We start from the raw sequence: 17,306 nt of genomic DNA, 5'->3' as shown, positions 1-17,306 counted from the left end.
GTGGTGCTGTCGAAAGTTAAATCAGCATAATAAAAACCTGGTTTGGAATCGACGGTTGCATTGAATGCAGTATTGATAGCCATGAAATTTCCCCGTAAAACATACACAATTACCGGAGACTATAGCTAGCAAAAACATAAAAATAATGAAAGAGTGATAAGGAACAAACCCTGTTAATTGAAAGAATTAACTATTGATTTTTATTCATCTCAAATAGTTAATTTTAAAAATAAATACACAAAAGTACTCATGTATCTGAGCAACAAACGCCTCGGGTATGTGATCAGCAGCCCCTTATCATGCTGCCTCCCATGCAAGCACCCAGCTCCCCTTCTTGGCTATCTCAACAGTGGCCGCAAGCCATGCCCATCTTCAGGCGTGTGCTGTATTTCGGTGCGCTCACCAATCTGCTGGCCCTGATGCCATCGGTCTACATGCTGGAGGTGTATGGCCGTGTGGTGAGCAGCCGCAGCCACATGACCTTGGGCATGTTGACCTTGCTGGTGATCGCCGCTTATGTCTGGCTAGAAGTGTTGGAATGGGTGCGCTCTGACATGCTGCACCAAGCGTCTGCCAAGCTCGACAACGTGGTGGCGCCCCAGGTGTTTGACGCCATGTTTCAAAGTCAGCTGCGGCGCACACGCGGTGGTGCGGCCTCTGGCACCCAAGATGTGGCGGTGCTGCGCAGCTTCATGGCCTCACCTGCCATGGTGGCTTTGCTGGACGCGCCTTATGCCCTGATGGTGATGTTGATTTTGTTTGCCATCAACCCTTGGTTGGGTTTGGCCTCGGTGTGTGTGGCCTGCGTGGTGATGGGGGTGGGCTGGTTGACCGATCGCGGCACACGCACGCCCCTGCAAGAGGCGCACCGCACCTCCAGCGTGGCGCAAAACTTTGCGGCTGGCGCCATGCGCCAAACCGATGTGATGGCGGCCATGGGCATGCAACACGATGTCTATGCGCTGTGGAAAGAAAAGCAGGACGCTTTTTTGCTGGCCCAAGCACTGGCGTCTGACCATGCAGGTGTGGGGGCGGCCACCTCCAAGTTCATTCAAACTCTTCAAAGCTCATTGATGTTGGGCTTGGGGTGTTGGCTCACCCTCAAAGGCAGCTTGGACCCAAGTGGCGGCATGATGATCATGGGCTCTATTTTGGGCGGGCGGGCGCTGGCCCCGATCACGCAAGTCATTGGCCAGTGGCGTCAAGTGGCACAAGCCCGCGCGGCGCTGGCCCGGCTGGACAAGTTTTTAGGCCCTGCACTGCCCGAACAACCCGCCATGCCACTGCCCGCGCCCACAGGCGCGCTGGCCGTGCAAGCCTTGTCGGTGCAAGCGCCTGGCACACAACACGCGTTGTTGCGCGGCATTCAATTCACCCTCACCCCTGGCGAGATGTTGGCGGTGTTGGGCCCCTCAGGGGCAGGCAAGACCTGCCTGAGCCGTGCCTTGGTGGGCGTGTGGCCCGCTGCCGCAGGCAAGGTCCGCTTGGACGGGGTGGACGTGTTCAGTTGGAACAAAACCGAGCTGGGACCGTTTGTGGGTTACTTGCCGCAAGACATCGAGTTGTTCGATGGCACCTTGGCCGAGAACATCACGCGCTTTGGCACACCCGACCTGGTGCAGCTCCAAGCAGCGGCACTTGCTGTGGGTCTGGACCGCTACATCGCCAGCTTGCCCCTGGGGTTTGAGACGCCCGTTGGGTTGGATGGCGGGCAACTCTCGGGCGGGGTGCGGCAGCGTGTGGGTTTGGCGCGGGCGTTGTACGGCAACCCGGTCTTGGTGGTGCTGGACGAACCGAATGCCAGTTTGGATGAGGCGGGCGATGAAGCCTTGCTGCAAGCCATCACGCACACCAAACAGCGCGGGGCCTCGGTGGTGTTGGTCACGCACCGCCCGCAAATCTTGACACTGGCCGACAAGTTGCTGATCTTGCGTGAAGGCCAAATGCAAGCCTTTGGCCCGCGCGACCAAGTGATGGAAGCATTGCAACAAGCCATGGCCAAAGCTCGCGCAGCAGGGGGTGGCGCATGATGAACCGCATGCAAGCCCTGCGTGAAAGCTTCAAGGCCTTGCCCACGGCCTTGAAAACTGCCCTGGCGCAGACACAGCGAGAGTTTGTGACGGTGGGCGTGTTCAGCATGGTGATCAATTGTTTGATGCTGATGCCCAGTTTGTACATGTTGCAAATTTACGACCGGGTGATGATCAGCCAAAACGACATCACCTTGCTGGCCAGTACCATCTTGCTGGTGGCGGTGCTGGCCTTGGTGGGTGCGGTAGAAGTGATGCGCGCACGGCTGTTGGTGCGCACGGGCATCAAGCTGGACCAAAGTTTGTCACCGAGTTTATTCAGCGCATGTTTTGCTGCGCAACAGGCCAAAGCCCAGAGCAATCCGACCCAGGTGTTCACCGATGTCACACAGATTCGCCAGTTTTTAACAGGCAATGGGGTGTTTGCATTTTTTGATGCGCCTTGGTTTTTCATTTATTTGGGCGTTTTGTTTTTGCTCCATCCCATGTTGGGATGGTTGGGTTTGGGCTGTGCCGCGGTGCTGCTGGGTCTGGCGTGGCTGGGCCACCGCTTGACCGCCGCCCCAAGCAAAAAGGCCTTAGACGCTGGCATTGAGCTCAACGCAGACCAATTGAGCAAGTTCAGAAACGCCGAGGCCATTGAGGCCATGGGCATGCTCACGCGTTTGCGCGCCAGCTGGTGGCAGCGTTACCAAGACCAAGCCCATGCGCAAGCCCATGTGGACCATGTGAGCCACACTTTGTCGGCGGTGAGCAAGTTCTTTCGGTACACCCAGCAATCGTTGTCCTTGGGCGTGGGGGCTTTGCTGGTGATTCGCGGCGAGTTGAGCCCAGGCGCCATGATCGTGGCCAATATGCTGATGACGCGGGCGCTGCAACCGCTGGATTTGATGGTCAGCTCGTGGCGCATGCTCATGACCACACAGGCTGCCCTGCAGCGGGTGGTGAACTTGTTCAATGCGCACCCAGAGCGCAAGCCCGGGCACTTGTCGCAAACACCTTTTGGTCAGATTGAATTCAAAGCCGTTTCGGTCACGGTGCCAGGGCGGACAGAGCCAATCCTCAACCAGGTGTCACTGGTCATTCCGGCGGGTCGCGTGGTGTGCGTGGTGGGCCCTTCTGCCAGTGGCAAGTCCACTTTGGCCCGCGCCATCTTGGGCCAATGGCCCGAGCACAACGGTCAAATTTTGTTGGACTCTGCGCCCATCGAACACTGGAACAGCCAAAGCTTGGGCCAGCATGTGGGCTACTTGCCCCAAGACGTGCGCTTGATGGACGGCACGCTGGCACAAAACATCGCGCGCTTTGCACAACTGGACTCCGAGAGAGTGGTGGCAGCAGCCAAAACAGCAGGCATCCATGCCATGGTGCTGAGCTTTGCCAAAGGCTATGACACACCCGCCGGTGAAGCGGGCCACCTGTTGTCTGCGGGGCAACGCCAGCGCTTGGCGCTGGCACGTGCCTTGTACGGCAACCCCACCCTGCTGGTGCTGGACGAACCCAATGCCAACCTGGACGACCCGGGCGAGCAAGGTTTGTTGCAAGCGGTGACACAGCTCAAAGCCGAAGGCAAAACCGTGGTGCTGATCACGCACCGACAACCCATCCTCGACATCTCGGATCTTTTGCTGGTGATGCAAGCCGGAGGGGTGGCGCATTTTGGCCCCACCGCCGAGGTGTTGGCGCAGATGCGCCCCACCAGCACACCCACCTCTGCGGCATGAACGGCCAGCTCTTGAATTGAACACCATGCACACGCCACCCCACTCGCCCCCGCCCTCGCCTTCGCAAGAACTCGCCTCGATGAGCCAAACCCGCTCGGTCACCCACTACGGTTTGTGGTCACTGGTGATTGGCTTGGCGGTTGTCTTGGCTTGGGCCATCTGGGCGCCCATTGACGAAGGTGTGCCCGCGCAAGGCCTGGTCACCTTGGACACCAAACGCAAAGCGATTCAGCATTTGCAAGGCGGCATTGTCAAAGAGGTGTTGGTGCGCGAGGGAGACGCTGTCAAAGAAGGCCAAGTGCTGATGACCTTGGAACAGGCCGTGGTGCGTGCCAATTTGGAATCTGTGCGTCAGCACTACCAAGCCCTGCGTGCCGCAGAAAGCCGTTTGCTGGCCGAGCAGCAAGGCCTGTCCAAGATCACCTGGCACCCAGACCTGCACAGCGCACGCGGCGACGCGCTGGTGGCACAACACCAGCTGATTCAAGAGCAACTCTTTGCGTCCAGGCGCTCGTCCTTGCAAGCCAGTTTGGCGGCTTTGGCCGAAAGTTTGGCCGGGCAAGAGGCCTTGCTGTTGGGCAGCCAGCGCATGCTGAGCGAGCGACGCACCCAGCTGCGTCTGGTGCAAGAAGAGTTGTCGGGCATCCAAGACCTGGTCAAAGAAGGTTACATGCCGCGCAACAAGGAGCTGGAACTCAACCGCAACCAAGCCGAAGTGTCGAGCGTGATTGCTGACATCGAGTCCAACAGCCAACGGCTGTCGCGCTCGACCGAAGAAGTGCGCCAACGCATGAAGGTCACGCGACTCGAGTACCAAAAAGAAATTGAAAACCAGTTGGCTGAAATTCGCCGCGAGGTGCAAGCCGATGCCGAAAAACTCACCGCCGTGACCCAAGACATGGAGCGCACCGACATCCGTTCTCCGGCCGCAGGCCAGGTGGTCGGCTTGTCGGTGCAGACCGTGGGAGCCGTGGTGGGACCGGGCCAGCACCTGATGGACATCGTGCCAGAGCGCGCACCGCTGATGGTGGAGGCCCGCATTCCGCCGCACGTCATTGACCGCGTGAAGCCGGGCTTGATGACCGACATTCGGTTTTCGTCGTTTGCCCACTCGCCCCAGTTGGTGGTGGAAGGCGAAATGAAGTCCATCTCCGGCGACTTGCTGACCGACACCGAAAGCCACCAGTCGTATTACTTGGCTCGCATTGACATCACCGACAAGGGGAAACAAGCGCTGGCTTCGCGCGCCATTCAGCCCGGCATGACGGCGGAGGTGGTGATTCGAACCGGCGAGCGCTCGATGCTGACGTATTTGATGTACCCCTTGGTGCGCCGCTTGGCCCAATCGATGAAAGAGGAATAAGCGCATGGCCCACCGCGTTCGCTGCGCCTCTTACCTCGCTCGCTGCACGGCCCTGGCACTGTGCGGCATGGGCTTGCATTGGCACGCCAGCGCGCTGGACTTGACCCAGACATGGAGCCAAGCGCGGCAACAAGACGCCACGTACCGAGCGGCCATGTACAGCGTGCAGGCCACGCGCGAAGCCATGCCGCAGGCGGTGGCGCAGTTGCTGCCCAATATGTCGTTTTCGGGGTCAAACAACAAAATCAACTTGAACAAAACAGAGAACGGCGTGACCCAAGCGCCCTTCGCCTACAACAGCGCCAACAGCACGCTCACGATCCGGCAAACCCTGTTCAGAAAAAATCAGTTCGCCCAGTTTGAACAAGCGCAAGCGCAATGGGTGGGCAGTGTGGCCGATGAGTCACGGGCCGAAATTGAGCTGCTGACGCGCATCACGGGGTATTACTTTGAGGCCTTGTATTCTGAAGACGTGGTCGCTTCCACCGAAAAACTGTTAGAGGCCACCCAAGGCCAACTCAAAGCGGCACAACGCTTCTTTGACAAGGGCCAAGGCACACGCACCGATGTGGATGAGGTGCAAGCCCGCTTGGACCAGGTGATCGCGCAGTCCCTGCAAGTCAAACAGCAGCTGCTCTACAACAAACACCAATTGGAAACCGCGCTCAACACGCCGGTGGACCACCTGGCACGGCTAGACGCCGCGCAGTTCACCGTGCAAGCCCCTGCCTTTGACTTGCAGCACTTCATGAATTTGGCCGAAGTGGACAACCCAGACTTGGCCTTGGCCAAGGCCAAGGTAGAAGTGGCGCGCCTGGAAGTGGTCAAAGCCGAGTCGGGGCATTTGCCCACGGTCGATTGGGTGGCACAAAAGTCACTCAGCAAAAGTGAGAACTTGATCAACCCACTGGCCACGTACCTGACCTACCAAACGGGCATTCAAGTCAACGTGCCGTTGTTTTCTGGGGGCTACACCCAATCAACGGTGCGGCAATCACAGGCTTACTTGGACCGTGAGCGCGAGAACCTTGAGCAAGCCCGTCGCACGCTCGCCTTGCAGGTTCGCAAGGAATACCAAAACATCACCGAGGGTTTGCTCAAGGTGCGTGCGCTGGAGCAAGCCTTGCGTTCGGCCCAGCAGTTGGTGGTGTCGTCACAGAAAAGTATCCAAGCGGGCGTGCGCACGCAAACCGATTTGTTGAATGCACTGCAACGTGAAGCCGAAGCCAAACGCGACTTGTCACAAGCGCGTTACCAGTTTTTGATGGCCCAACAAAAACTGGCGGTGCTGACAGGTGCCACGCCGCTCAACGCCACCGAAGAGATCAACCGCTGGTTGGTGTCCGATGCGAAACCGCCAGTGGCTCAATCAAACTGAAACAACCTCTTGGGGTTGTCCCACATGAGTTGCTGCAACTCGTGCGGCTGGAAACTGCGCGCCGCCCGCTTGAGCAAGGTGCCGTAGTCCAAACGGTATGGCGCTTTCAAATAAGGCCAGTCTGAGGCCCAAATGCAACGCGCCATGCCAAACGCCTGCACCAGTTGCGCCACATGGGCATCCACATCGTCAAACGGAAACAGCTGCTGCGAGAACTTGGCGTAGCCAGAAATCTTCACCACCGCCTGCCCGCTGCGACCCAGCGCCAACAGCGCTTGCACGCCCGGTGCTTGCAGGCCATCGCTCAAGCGCGGACGCCCACAGTGGTCAATCAGCACCGGCACTTGGGTGCGCCCGATCATGGGCATGAGCTCGACCAGCTGGTCGGCCTCGACCTGAAATTGCGCCCACAGCCCCAGGGCCGCCATGCGTTGCAGCAAGGGCTCGATGGCTTGGTAGTAAGCCAAGCCGTGCAAAGACACATTGAACGCCACCCCCACAATGCCCTGGGCTTGGAGCGCTTGCAGCTGCTCGCTGGTTGTGTCGTCGGCCAACACCGCAATGCCTTTGAAGCGCCCTGCCCCTTGGGCGATGGCGTCCAACAAACAGCGGTTGTCAAACCCGTAGCCCGAGTTGGGGCCGACCAGCAGCGCGTGTTGTACGCCATAGGCATCCATCACGTGGGCAAAGTAATCGGCAGTGCCAATCTCTTGCCCCTGCGGGTGGTAGGCCACGTCGCTCGCGTACGCAAAGCGCTGTGGGTCTAGCACGTGGCAGTGGCTGTCTATTTTGGGCAACTCAAACATCGACACGCCAGCGCCTTAGAACGTGGCCGCAATGGCTTGGTGCAAGGCGGGGGTGATCTCAGGCATGACGCCAAACCAGGCATGGAACGCAGGACGCGCTTGGTTGAGCAACATGCCCAGGCCATTGACCGTGGTGTGGCCCCGCGCACGTGCGGCGGCCAGCAACGGTGTTTCCAGCGGAATGTAAATGGCGTCCGACACCAAGGCGGTGGCAGGCAGCGCATCGAGTTGCACATCCAGCCCAGGCTGACCGTGCATGCCTTGGTTGGTGGTGTTGACCAGCAAGGCCACGCCCGCCATGGCGTCGTTGCGTTCGCGCCAGTCGTACACCTTGACACGATCGCCCAGCAAGGCAGCTAAGTCGTCGGCCTTGCTGCGCGTGCGGTTGACCAAGCGCACTTCAGGCGCGCCTTCGTCCAACAGGCTGAGCACCACGGCTCGCGCCGCACCGCCCGCGCCCAACACCAGCACCGGGCCCGCATCGCCATGCCAATCGGGCTTGGCATCGCGCAGGCTTTGGATGTAGCCAAAGCCGTCGTTGTTGAAGCCGTGCAAGCTGCCGTCGGCTTGCACGACGATGGTGTTGATGGCACCCATGCGTTGGGCGACCGGGTGCACCACGTCCATCATGGCCATGGCGTTGACCTTGTGCGGGATGGTGATGTTGCACCCGGCAAAGCCCAAGGCAGGCAAGCCACGGATGGCGTCGGTCAATTTGTCGGGTTGCACCGCCAGCAAGGCGTAGGTGCCCCGCAAGCCGTATTGGGCAATCCAATGGTTGTGGATCACGGGTGAGCGCGAATGGGCCACGGGCCAGCCCATGACGCCCGCCAAAACGAATTTCTGATCAGACACAGATCACCTTATTTTTTGTTAACCGGAGGAAGGATATCGCTCACCACTTGCTTGCCGCCGACCACACGGGTCATGTAGCTTTCGCGGTCGAGGTCGCCGTTGGCGTCAAAGCTGACATCCAACAAGATACCGGGATGGTCTTTGGCCGACAAGCTGATGCCGCGCATCGCCACGGCAAAAGCCTTGGGATCGAACTTGCCAATTTTCTCTGTGACGGCTTTGACGATGTAGATGCCGCTGTAGCCCTTCAGGCCGTTGTGGTCTGTGCGGCTTTTGAATTCGCGCTGGTAGGCTTCGTCAAATTTACGCACCGTGGCTTGGGGCGCATCGGCGGTCAAGCCCACGTGGGCCACGGCACCATTGGCACTGTCACCTGCGAGCTCAATCACTTTTTGGCTGGTCAACACGGTCTCACCAATCACTGGCTTGTTGTAGCCCTGCTTGCGCAACTCGCGCAGCAAACGTGCGGCTTCTTCTTCGTTGGTGTAGACAAACACCGCGTCGCTGTTGCTCTGGCGCGCTTTGAGCACGGGGCTGCTGAAGTCCAACTGCCCGGGTTCGGTGGAAATGTCAGATGCCACCTTGATGCCACGTGACTCCAAAGCCTTCATGATCAGGTCTCGCCCGCCCTTGCCAAAGTCGTTGTTGGTGTAGATCACGTCCACGCTTTTGGCTTTGACGTTGTCTCGGATGTAGTTGGCAATCTTGGGCATGGCCGAGGCTTGCGTGAACGAGGTGCGAAAGATGTAGGGGTTGCCTTGCTGGGTGATGGCCGCCGCCTCACCGCCGGTGAAGTTGGGGATTTCGGCGCGACGCGTCTCGGCCATGCTGACCAAGATCGAGCCCGAGAACACCGGCCCCATCACCACATACGCGCCATCGTCGGCTGCCTTTTGGGCCAAGCCTTTGGAGACGCCAGGGTTGGACTGGGTGTCAAACGCTTGGTAATCGATCTTGCGACCCAAGATGCCACCTGCGGCGTTGATCTCTTTGACGGCCAGCTTGATGCCATTGTCAAAGTTGGTGCCCGAGGTGGTGCCCGTGCCCGTCAACTCCACCAAGCCAACGATCTTGACGGTTTGTTGGGCCATGGCCATGCTGGCCGTCAAGCAAGCCAGCAACGTGGCAGTTTTGAAAATTCGAACCATGGGTTTGTCTCCTGTTGATTGGTATGAGAAAGAGGGAATTTAACAGACCGTCTGAGCTGTGCGTGCGGCACACCGACGCACCAAGAGCCTAAGCACCTCGCCAGCGTGGACTGGCCCAACTGGCCTTGGGCTTCATAGCAAATTCCAAGGCAAAGCCAGCACATCGTCGCTGATCCAGCGAGGTTGATCGACGGCGCACAGCATGAGGCCGTGGCCAATGCGTTGGTCAGGATGGGCTTTTCGAAAGGCTTGCAGGCCCAGGGTTTGTTTGCGGGTGGGTTGGCTGGTGAGTTTGATCTCCATGGGGTGCAGCCAGCCATCCCGTTCGATGATGCAATCGACCTCCGCACCCGTACTGGCCCGCCAGTGGTAAAGGTTGGTGCTGCCCCCGCTCAAAGCCAAGGTTTTGCGGATTTCGCTGACCATGGCGGTTTCAAACAAAGCCCCAAACAAAGGGTGTGCGCCCAAGGCTTGGGGGCTGCTCATGGCGGCGTGGTGGCAGGCCATGCCCGTGTCCACCAAATAGCCCTTGGGGCTTTTGCTCACCCGCTTGATGCGGTTGGCAAAGAAGGGAGGCAATTCAAACCACTGGTAGGTGGCTTGCATCATGCGCAGCCAGCGCTGGGCGGTTTTGGGGTTGATGCCGATCTCGCGCCCCAGTTGGCTGTGGTTGATCTCTTGCGCAGTGAGGGCACTCATCAAACGAACAAATCGGCCAAAGTCATGCCAATCGCCCACCTCGCCCGCCAGCCGCGCATCGCGTTCCACATAGGTGCGGTGGTAGCCTTGCCAAAAATCGGGCACCAGCGCCAGCTCTAGCGTTTGAGCCTTGGGCATGAAGCCGCGCCACAACCACTCTGGCAAGCTGCCTGCAAAGCGCGCTGCACTGCGGCTCCAAGCCACGAAGTCTTGTTGCTCGCCTGACTCTTGCGCGGCAATCCAGCGCGAAAGCCAGAGGCTGGCTGCGGGTTGTGCTTGTTCGCTGCTCAATTCCGACAGGCTCAGGCCCGCCAAGTCCAAAAACGCCACCCGCCCCGCCAGACTCTCGGCCAACGTGCTCATCACTTGCCATTGCTGCGAACCAGTCAACAAAAACTGGCCCGGCTTGGCGTGATTCGCATCGACCGTCCGCTTGATGCTCGCCACCAATTCGGGGGCAAATTGAATTTCATCCAAGATGAGAGGAGCAGGATGGTTTTTGAGGAACAACTCGGGTTCTCGACGTGCCTGCTCTACGTCCAGGCTGGCATCAAAGACCACGTAGTCCAGCGCCGGAAACACCTGCTTGAGCAACGTGGTTTTACCCACTTGCCGGGCCCCTGTGACCACCACCACGGGGAAGGCGGCAAACAAGCTTTGCAGGTGATGAGCGGCATGGCGTGGATACATAACCGTGCATTTTAGCTTCATCAATGCTAAATTTCACGTTTAATTCAGATTTCGGTCAAGGCAGCGGTCCAACGATGCGCTGTCCCCAAGTGAACACACGGCCAGCGCAGGGGTAAAGACTGGAGGATGGCACGCTATTCGCTAGTCCAATCGCAGGCTTGTGCGCCTCATCCAGCGCATCGACCATCCCTCATTCAAACAAGGAACGAACCATGAAAATTTCAAAACGTTTGCTGTTGTCTCTCACCGCTTCACTGTGCTTGGGCAGCATGTGGGGCAGCGCCCATGCGCAGTCGGCGCTGGACGGCATTCAAAAATCCAAACTCATCAAGATCGCCATCCCCACCGACTTTCCGCCGTATGGCTTTGTGGGCATCGACCTCAAGCCCCAAGGCTTGGACATCGACATGGCCAACCACATCGCCGCCAAGATGGGGGTGGGCATTGAGCTGCTGCCGGTGAGCAGCGCCAACCGCATTGCGTATTTGCAAACCAAGAAGGCCGATTTGGTGATCTCCACCTTGGGCAAAAACCCAGAGCGCGAAAAAGTGATCGACTTCACCGCGGCTTACTCGCCCTTCTTTCAAGCTGTCTTTGCGCCCAAGTCGCTCTCCATCAAAAGCATGAACGACTTGGCGGGCAAAAGCATTGCGGTCACACGGGGTGCCATGGAAGACCAAGAGCTGACCAAGGTGGCCCCGGCCAGCGCCGACATCAAACGCTTTGAAGACAACAACGCCACTGTGTCGGCCTTTGTCTCGGGCCAAACCCAGCTCCTGGCCACAGGTGCCTCGGTGGCGGGCAACATGATGCAACGCAACCCACAACTCGGTGCCGAATACAAGTTGCTGCTCAAAGACAGCCCCAACTTCATTGGCGTGGCCAAGGGCGAAGACGCGCTGCGCCTGAAGGTCAACGCCATCATTGCCGAGGCCAAGAAGTCCGGCGACATTGAAAAGATGGCCCAGAAGTGGCTCGGTCGTGGTGCAGGCCAGTTGCCCGACTGAAGGCTGACCCACCATGCAAATTGAACTGGACTTTGCAGCCGTCTTGTCCCAGTGGCCGCTGCTGGCCAAAGGCGTGGCCTGGACGCTGGGGCTCACCGCCATCTCGGCCCTGCTGGGCGGCTTGGCCGGTGTGGGCTGCGCCTGGGTGCGCACCCAAGGTGCGGCCTGGAGCCGCGCACTGGTGGGTGTGTATGTGGAGTTGTTTCGCAACACGCCGTTCATTGTTCAGCTCTTTTTCATCTTCTTTGGCTTGCCCGCCATGGGGGTGCGGCTCACGCCAGAATGGGCCTCGGTGATTGCCATGGTGCTCAACCTCGGGGCCTATGCCAGCGAGATCGTGCGCGCAGGCATTCAGGCCACACCGCCCGGCCACATCGAAGCAGCTTACAGCTTGGCACTCACGCGCATGCAAACCTTTGTCTGGGTGGTGCTGCCGCCCGCCTTGCAACGCGTGTGGCCCGCGCTGGTGAGCCAAATCATCATCGTCATGTTGGGCTCGGCGGTGTGCGGGCAAATCTCCACCGAAGAACTCAGCTTCGCGGCCAACCTGATTCAAAGCCGCAACTTCCGCGCCTTTGAGGCCTTCATCGTGGCCACCGTGATCTACCTGCTCTTGTCCAGCGCCGTGCGCTGGGCGCTCAACCAGTTGGGCCAGCGCTTCATCTTTGGAGGCCGCCATGGTTGAGTTCTCCCTGTGGGACATCGTGCGCAACTTGCTGCTGGCCGCGCGTTGGACGGTGGTGCTGTCGCTGATCGCTTTCGTGGGCGGCGGGCTGGTGGGCCTGTTGCTGTTGGTGCTGCGCACCACCCACAGCAAAGCCTTGCGTGTTGGCGTGTCGGCCTATGTGCAAGTGTTCCAAGGCACCCCCCTGCTGATGCAGTTGTTCTTGGCCTACTTTGGCATGGCGCTGCTGGGCTTTGAAACCTCGGCCTGGACCGCCGCTGCGGTGGCGCTCACGCTCTACAGCAGCGCCTTTTTGGCCGAGATCTGGCATGGCTGCGTGCGCGCCATACCCAAGGGCCAATGGGAAGCCGCGCAAAGCCTGGCGCTGAGTTTTGGTGAGCAACTGCGCTGGGTCATCTTGCCGCAAGCCGCCCGTGTGGCGGTGGCACCCACGGTGGGCTTTCTGGTCCAAGTGGTCAAGGGCACGGCGCTGGCGTCGGTGATTGGCTTCATCGAACTCACCAAGGCCGGCACCATGATCACCAATGCCACCTTCAAACCTTTCATCGTCTACAGCTGTGTGGCCTTGTTGTACTTCGCCCTGTGCTACCCCATCAGCCTGTACGCCCGTGTTTTAGAAAGCAAGCTCCATGTCACACGCTGATCCCCATGCGCCTTTGGCCGTCCACATCCAGGGCTTGCGCAAGTCCTATGGCACCCACGAGGTGCTCAAGGGCATTGACCTGCAAGTCCAAGCGGGTGAAGTGATGGCCATCATTGGCAAAAGCGGCTCGGGCAAAAGCACCCTGCTGCGCTGCATCAACGGCTTGGAGGTGTTTCAACACGGCACGCTCACCGTGCAAGGCCAGGCCTTGGTGTACGACGACGCAGCGGCCATGCGCGCCTTGCGCCAGCAGGTGGGCATGATTTTTCAGTCCTTCAACCTGTTCCCCCACCTGAGCGTGGGCGACAACATCACGCTGGCACCTGGCTTGGTCAAGAAGACGCCCAAGCCCGAGTTGCAAGCCACCGCCCTTCGCTTGTTGGCACGTGTGGGCTTGTCAGACAAGTTGAACGCCTTCCCCGAGCAACTCTCCGGTGGGCAACAACAACGGGTGGCCATTGCACGCGCCCTGGCCATGGCGCCTGGCATTTTGTTGTGTGACGAAATCACCTCCGCCCTCGACCCCGAACTGGTGGGCGAGGTGTTGGCGGTGGTGGAGTCGTTGGCGCAAGAAGGCATGACCTTGCTGATGGTGACGCACGAGATGAACTTTGCACGCAAGGTCAGCGACCGCGTGGTCTTCATGCACCAAGGTCTGGTGCACGAAGTGGGCGCACCCGACACCTTGTTTGCCAACCCGCAAACGCCAGAGCTGCAACAGTTTTTGTCTTCGCTGCAATAAAAATTTCCAGCTCAGGGCCAGGCAGCGCGCAGCCACGCCATCTTGGTGCAAGCACAACCCAACTTGGTTCACGGCAGCGCCAAAGCCGTGCCGATGGGCTCAAGCACCCCCTCCAAAACATGGCACAGCCTTTGCAACCTTGCCAGTGGGGGTAGAAGCGTTCAGCCCATCGGCTTGCCCGATGTGCAGGAAATTGCCACCGACAACGAATGCCTTGGCAGGCAGCTTGTTTCGGTGTGCGCGGGCGCAACGCAAGGGCTTTGCCATGGTGTGAATCACGCCATTTTTGAAGAGGTCCACATGCCCATGCACACAGCCCCACGTCGCAGCTTCATTGCCAAGTGTTTGTTGCTCAGCGCTTTTGCGCTTCAAGGTCTGGCTCACGCCGACGACAAAATCACCTTCCTCACCAGCTGGTATGCACAGGCCGAGCACGGCGGCTTCTACCAGGCGCTGGCCACCGGCTTGTACAAAAAAGCCGGGCTCGATGTCACCGTCAAGATGGGCGGCCCACAAATCAACGGCATGCAACTGCTCACCGCAGGTCAGGCCGACTTGATCATGGGCTACGACTTTCAGGTCATGAGCGGTGTGGAAAAAGGCTTGCCGGTGGTGACCGTGGCCACCTCGTTCCAGAGCGATTTGCAGGGCATGCTGACCCACGACGATGTGAAGTCGCTGGCCGACCTCAAAGGCAAAACCATTTTGGTGGCCTCGTCGGGGCGTGCCAGTTGGTGGCCTTGGCTGAAAGCCAAATATGGCTACACCGATGAGCAGAGCAAGCCCTACACCTTCAACCTGCAACCCTTCTTTGCCGACGCCAACACGGCACAACAAGCCTACCCTTCGTCTGAGCCCTTCCAAGCCATGAAGGGCAATGTGCCCGCCAAGTTCTTCTTGTTTGCCGATGAAGGCTACCCCCCTTACGGCACCACCTTGGTGTCCACCACGGGCTTTGTCAAATCCAACCCCGACGCGGTCAAGCGCTTTGTGCGCGCCACCATGGAGGGCTGGGTGAGTTACTTCAAGAACCCCGCGCCTGGCAATGAGTTGATCAAAAAAGACAACCCCAACATGAGCGACGAACAAATTGCGTTTGCCATCAAGCAAATGAAAGACCTCAAGGTCTTGGGTGGTGGTGACGCAGCCAAGCTGGGCGTGGGCACCATGACCGAAGCACGCTGGAAAAAAACCTACGACTACCTGGTGAGCGAAAAATTGATCAAGCCTGAAACCCCGTGGCGCAATGCGTTCACGCTCGACTTTGTCAAAGACCTGCGCGTGATGCCCTGACCCTGAGACACACCATGACAGACCCCACACCCCTGCCCGAGATGGCGTCCCACGACAACCCGTGCGTGGACGTGTTGTCCGCGCACAAAACCTACGCCAACGGCACCCAAGCCCTGGCCCCGGTGAGCTTGAGCGTGCGTGCAGGGGAATTTGTCTCATTGATTGGCCCATCGGGCTGCGGCAAAAGCACGCTGCTCAACATGATGGCGGGCTTGCTCACGCCCACCGACGGACGCATCCGTTGGTGGCACTCAGGCTTTGACGCGGTGGGCCAGCCCGGCCGTCAGCTGGCCTTTGTGTTCCAAGAGGCCACGCTGATGCCCTGGTGCCGTGTGGCAGCCAATGTGCGTTTGCCATTGGACCTTGCCGGTGTGCCCGTGAGCGAGAGCACACCCCGTGTGCAAGCCGCGCTAGAGCGCGTGGGCCTGGGCCCTTACGCACAACGCTACCCCCGCGAACTCTCGGGCGGTATGCAGATGCGCGTGTCGATTGCGCGGGCGCTGGTGACACAGCCCAACCTGTTGCTGATGGACGAGCCGTTTGGCGCGCTCGACGAAATCACCCGCAACCGGCTGGACGAAGACATGCGTCAGCTCTGCATCGAACAGAACCTCACGGTGGTGTTTGTCACCCACTCGGTGTACGAAGCCGCGTTCTTGTCCGACCGCGTGGTGGTGATGGCCGCGCGCCCTGGGCGCGTGCATGCCTGCTACGACATTGCGCACAACGGACCGCGCGATGCGGCCTACCGCACCAGCGACACCTTTGGGCGCCACTGCACCGACTTGTCGGCCCTGCTCTACCAAGCCAGCCTGGCCAGTGGCACCGGCGAAGAAGGCACCACACCGGTGGCCACCGGGAGTGCCGCATGAACCCCTTGATTCGCTCCGACAAGTTCTTGACCTGGTTTGCTCCCGGCTTGGTGGGCGTGTTGTTGCTGCTGGCCTGGGAAGTCGCCTGCTGGCACTTGGCCGTGCCCGACTACATCGTGCCGCGCCCAAGTGTGATTGCCACCACCCTGCGGCTGGACTTTGTGATCTTGATGAAGTCGCTGTGGGTGACGATGCAAATCACCTTCATGGCGTTTGTGCTGGCCACACTCATGGGCACCTTGATCGCGTTTGTGTTTGTGCAAAGCCGTTGGATTGAAATCAGCTTCTTTCCTTACGCGGTGCTGCTGCAAGTCACGCCCATTGCGGCCATTGCCCCGCTGATCATCATCTGGGTCAAAGACACCATGTTGGCGCTGACCGTGTGCGCCACCATCATTGCCTTGTTCCCGGTCATCGCCAACACCACCCTGGGGCTGCGCAGCGTCAACCCGGGCTTGGCCTCGCTGTTTCGCATGCAGCGCGCGTCTAAGCTGCAAACCCTGCTGCGCTTGCAAATTCCTACCGCCCTGCCTTATTGGTTTGCGGGCTTGCGCATCTCCAGCGGCTTGTCGCTGATTGGTGCGGTGGTGGCCGAGTTTGTGGCGGGCACCGGGGGTCAAGGCGCAGGCTTGGCCTATCAAATTTTGCAGGCGGGTTTTCAAATCAACATCCCACGTTTGTTTGCCGCTTTGTTTTTAATTTCTGTTGCAGGCATTGCCCTGTTTGTGCTGATGCTGTTGGCGTCCAAGCGTGCCATTGGCCACTGGCACGACAGCGAAGCCACCACCGAAACGTGATCACCGAGACCCGACCCCATGACCAGCACCCTGATTCAAAACGCCAGCGCCATGCTGACCGGCGGCCCCGAGCCCCACGCACGCACCCGTGCCACCGATCTGCGCATCGAAGGCGACCGCATCACCGAGATGGGCAGCCTCACCCCGCGTGCGGGAGAGACCGTGGTGGACGCACGTGGTTGCGTGGTCTACCCCGGCTTTGTCAACACGCACCACCACCTGTTTCAGTCGGTGTTGAAAGGCGTGCCTGCCGGGCTCAACGTGCCGCTGTTTGAGTGGCTGCAATCGGTGCCCTACCGCTATGGCCCTTACTTGGGCGAAGAAGCGGTTGAGATCGCCGCCACCATCGGCATCGCCGAGTTGTTGCTGTCGGGTTGCACCACCGTGGCCGATCACCATTACCTGTACGGCACGAACATGGGCTACGACCCCAGCGCCACACTCTTCAACGTGGCCGAGCGTCTGGGCGTGCGCTTTGTGTTGCTGCGTGGGGGGGCCACCATGGGCCGCTCGTTTGCCACCGACGAGCGCCCGCCCTGTCTCTTATACACATCTGACGCTGCCGACGATAAGG

Annotated in this window: 16 protein-coding genes; 12 read left to right on the top strand and 4 right to left on the bottom strand. The window is 59.5% G+C overall.

Features of this window, described 5'->3' with window-relative positions; all coding sequences use genetic code 11:
- The first annotated feature begins 311 nt into the window (after nucleotides 1-311).
- Genes ACKWJN_RS15970 through ACKWJN_RS15955 form a run of 4 tightly spaced genes read left to right on the top strand, consistent with a single transcriptional unit; the run spans nucleotide 312 to nucleotide 6,495 of the window.
- Nucleotides 312-2,030 (top strand): type I secretion system permease/ATPase, encoded by a 1,719-nt coding sequence (locus ACKWJN_RS15970; protein ID WP_408598559.1) that lies wholly within the window; start codon nucleotides 312-314, stop codon nucleotides 2,028-2,030.
- Nucleotides 2,027-3,754 (top strand): type I secretion system permease/ATPase, encoded by a 1,728-nt coding sequence (locus ACKWJN_RS15965; RefSeq protein WP_408598558.1) that lies wholly within the window; start codon nucleotides 2,027-2,029, stop codon nucleotides 3,752-3,754. Before ACKWJN_RS15970 ends, ACKWJN_RS15965 begins: the two co-directional genes overlap by 4 nt.
- A 25-nt stretch (nucleotides 3,755-3,779) precedes the next feature.
- Complete coding sequence (locus ACKWJN_RS15960) at nucleotides 3,780-5,117, top strand: HlyD family type I secretion periplasmic adaptor subunit (protein ID WP_408598556.1); 1,338 nt, start codon at nucleotides 3,780-3,782, stop codon at nucleotides 5,115-5,117.
- Between the two features lie 4 nt (nucleotides 5,118-5,121).
- Nucleotides 5,122-6,495 carry a TolC family outer membrane protein gene (locus ACKWJN_RS15955; RefSeq protein WP_408598554.1) on the top strand — a complete coding sequence of 458 codons (1,374 nt, stop codon included), beginning with the start codon at nucleotides 5,122-5,124 and terminating at the stop codon, nucleotides 6,493-6,495.
- On the opposite strand, the gene ACKWJN_RS15950 is transcribed toward ACKWJN_RS15955, so the two are convergent.
- From ACKWJN_RS15950 to ACKWJN_RS15935, 4 genes are all read right to left on the bottom strand, one after another.
- Nucleotides 6,483-7,301, bottom strand: coding sequence for an amidohydrolase family protein (locus tag ACKWJN_RS15950; RefSeq protein ID WP_408598552.1), 819 nt, complete (start codon nucleotides 7,299-7,301; stop codon nucleotides 6,483-6,485). The genes ACKWJN_RS15955 and ACKWJN_RS15950 overlap by 13 nt on opposite strands.
- 15 nt (nucleotides 7,302-7,316) lie before the next feature.
- Nucleotides 7,317-8,156, bottom strand: a complete 840-nt coding sequence (locus tag ACKWJN_RS15945; RefSeq protein WP_408598550.1) for a shikimate dehydrogenase — start codon at nucleotides 8,154-8,156, stop codon at nucleotides 7,317-7,319.
- Between the two features lie 8 nt (nucleotides 8,157-8,164).
- A complete protein-coding gene (locus ACKWJN_RS15940) occupies nucleotides 8,165-9,304 on the bottom strand; it encodes an ABC transporter substrate-binding protein (RefSeq protein WP_408598549.1) in 1,140 nt (379 codons plus the stop codon).
- A 132-nt stretch (nucleotides 9,305-9,436) separates the two neighbouring features.
- Nucleotides 9,437-10,693 carry an ATP-binding protein gene (locus ACKWJN_RS15935; protein WP_408598547.1) on the bottom strand — a complete coding sequence of 419 codons (1,257 nt, stop codon included), beginning with the start codon at nucleotides 10,691-10,693 and terminating at the stop codon, nucleotides 9,437-9,439.
- A gap of 212 nt (nucleotides 10,694-10,905) precedes the next feature.
- Here ACKWJN_RS15935 and ACKWJN_RS15930 point away from each other — a divergent pair, with 212 nt between their 5' ends.
- The 8 genes from ACKWJN_RS15930 to ACKWJN_RS15895 all read left to right on the top strand — a co-directional run.
- Complete coding sequence (locus ACKWJN_RS15930) at nucleotides 10,906-11,700, top strand: transporter substrate-binding domain-containing protein (protein WP_408598545.1); 795 nt, start codon at nucleotides 10,906-10,908, stop codon at nucleotides 11,698-11,700.
- Nucleotides 11,701-11,713: 13 nt separating this feature from the next.
- Nucleotides 11,714-12,385 (top strand): amino acid ABC transporter permease, encoded by a 672-nt coding sequence (locus ACKWJN_RS15925; RefSeq protein WP_408598543.1) that lies wholly within the window; start codon nucleotides 11,714-11,716, stop codon nucleotides 12,383-12,385.
- On the top strand, nucleotides 12,378-13,028 hold the full coding sequence (locus ACKWJN_RS15920; RefSeq protein ID WP_408598541.1) for an amino acid ABC transporter permease: 651 nt from the start codon (nucleotides 12,378-12,380) through the stop codon (nucleotides 13,026-13,028). Before ACKWJN_RS15925 ends, ACKWJN_RS15920 begins: the two co-directional genes overlap by 8 nt.
- Entirely contained in the window at nucleotides 13,015-13,770 is a 756-nt protein-coding gene (locus ACKWJN_RS15915) for an amino acid ABC transporter ATP-binding protein (protein ID WP_408598539.1), read from the top strand. Before ACKWJN_RS15920 ends, ACKWJN_RS15915 begins: the two co-directional genes overlap by 14 nt.
- Nucleotides 13,771-14,070: 300 nt before the next feature.
- A complete protein-coding gene (locus ACKWJN_RS15910; protein WP_408598537.1) occupies nucleotides 14,071-15,063 on the top strand; it encodes an ABC transporter substrate-binding protein in 993 nt (330 codons plus the stop codon).
- 14 nt (nucleotides 15,064-15,077) lie between these two features.
- A complete protein-coding gene (locus tag ACKWJN_RS15905) occupies nucleotides 15,078-15,935 on the top strand; it encodes an ABC transporter ATP-binding protein (protein WP_408598535.1) in 858 nt (285 codons plus the stop codon).
- Nucleotides 15,932-16,732 carry an ABC transporter permease gene (locus ACKWJN_RS15900; protein WP_408598533.1) on the top strand — a complete coding sequence of 267 codons (801 nt, stop codon included), beginning with the start codon at nucleotides 15,932-15,934 and terminating at the stop codon, nucleotides 16,730-16,732. Before ACKWJN_RS15905 ends, ACKWJN_RS15900 begins: the two co-directional genes overlap by 4 nt.
- A gap of 18 nt (nucleotides 16,733-16,750) precedes the next feature.
- Nucleotides 16,751-17,306 (top strand): amidohydrolase family protein (locus tag ACKWJN_RS15895; protein WP_408598531.1); only part of this gene is annotated, 556 nt, incomplete at its 3' end.

The sequence above is a fragment of the Limnohabitans sp. genome (assembly GCF_046052825.1).
Taxonomy (GTDB): domain Bacteria; phylum Pseudomonadota; class Gammaproteobacteria; order Burkholderiales; family Burkholderiaceae_C; genus Limnohabitans.
The sequence above is the reverse complement of the archived record's forward strand: the minus strand, read 5'-3'. Positions and strand labels throughout refer to the sequence as shown.

What these genes read in the sequence shown, in the direction of transcription:
- ACKWJN_RS15960 (WP_408598556.1), top strand. Translation starts at nt 3,780, where the DNA reads ATGCACACGCCACCCCACTCGCCCCCGCCCTCGCCTTCGCAAGAACTC.
- ACKWJN_RS15910 (WP_408598537.1), top strand. Translation starts at nt 14,071, where the DNA reads ATGCCCATGCACACAGCCCCACGTCGCAGCTTCATTGCCAAGTGTTTG.
- ACKWJN_RS15930 (WP_408598545.1), top strand. Translation starts at nt 10,906, where the DNA reads ATGAAAATTTCAAAACGTTTGCTGTTGTCTCTCACCGCTTCACTGTGC.
- ACKWJN_RS15925 (WP_408598543.1), top strand. Translation starts at nt 11,714, where the DNA reads ATGCAAATTGAACTGGACTTTGCAGCCGTCTTGTCCCAGTGGCCGCTG.
- ACKWJN_RS15920 (WP_408598541.1), top strand. Translation starts at nt 12,378, where the DNA reads ATGGTTGAGTTCTCCCTGTGGGACATCGTGCGCAACTTGCTGCTGGCC.
- ACKWJN_RS15970 (WP_408598559.1), top strand. Translation starts at nt 312, where the DNA reads ATGCAAGCACCCAGCTCCCCTTCTTGGCTATCTCAACAGTGGCCGCAA.
- ACKWJN_RS15935 (WP_408598547.1), bottom strand. Translation starts at nt 10,693, where the DNA reads ATGTATCCACGCCATGCCGCTCATCACCTGCAAAGCTTGTTTGCCGCC.
- ACKWJN_RS15950 (WP_408598552.1), bottom strand. Translation starts at nt 7,301, where the DNA reads ATGTTTGAGTTGCCCAAAATAGACAGCCACTGCCACGTGCTAGACCCA.
- ACKWJN_RS15905 (WP_408598535.1), top strand. Translation starts at nt 15,078, where the DNA reads ATGACAGACCCCACACCCCTGCCCGAGATGGCGTCCCACGACAACCCG.
- ACKWJN_RS15900 (WP_408598533.1), top strand. Translation starts at nt 15,932, where the DNA reads ATGAACCCCTTGATTCGCTCCGACAAGTTCTTGACCTGGTTTGCTCCC.
- ACKWJN_RS15940 (WP_408598549.1), bottom strand. Translation starts at nt 9,304, where the DNA reads ATGGTTCGAATTTTCAAAACTGCCACGTTGCTGGCTTGCTTGACGGCC.
- ACKWJN_RS15965 (WP_408598558.1), top strand. Translation starts at nt 2,027, where the DNA reads ATGATGAACCGCATGCAAGCCCTGCGTGAAAGCTTCAAGGCCTTGCCC.
- ACKWJN_RS15955 (WP_408598554.1), top strand. Translation starts at nt 5,122, where the DNA reads ATGGCCCACCGCGTTCGCTGCGCCTCTTACCTCGCTCGCTGCACGGCC.
- ACKWJN_RS15915 (WP_408598539.1), top strand. Translation starts at nt 13,015, where the DNA reads ATGTCACACGCTGATCCCCATGCGCCTTTGGCCGTCCACATCCAGGGC.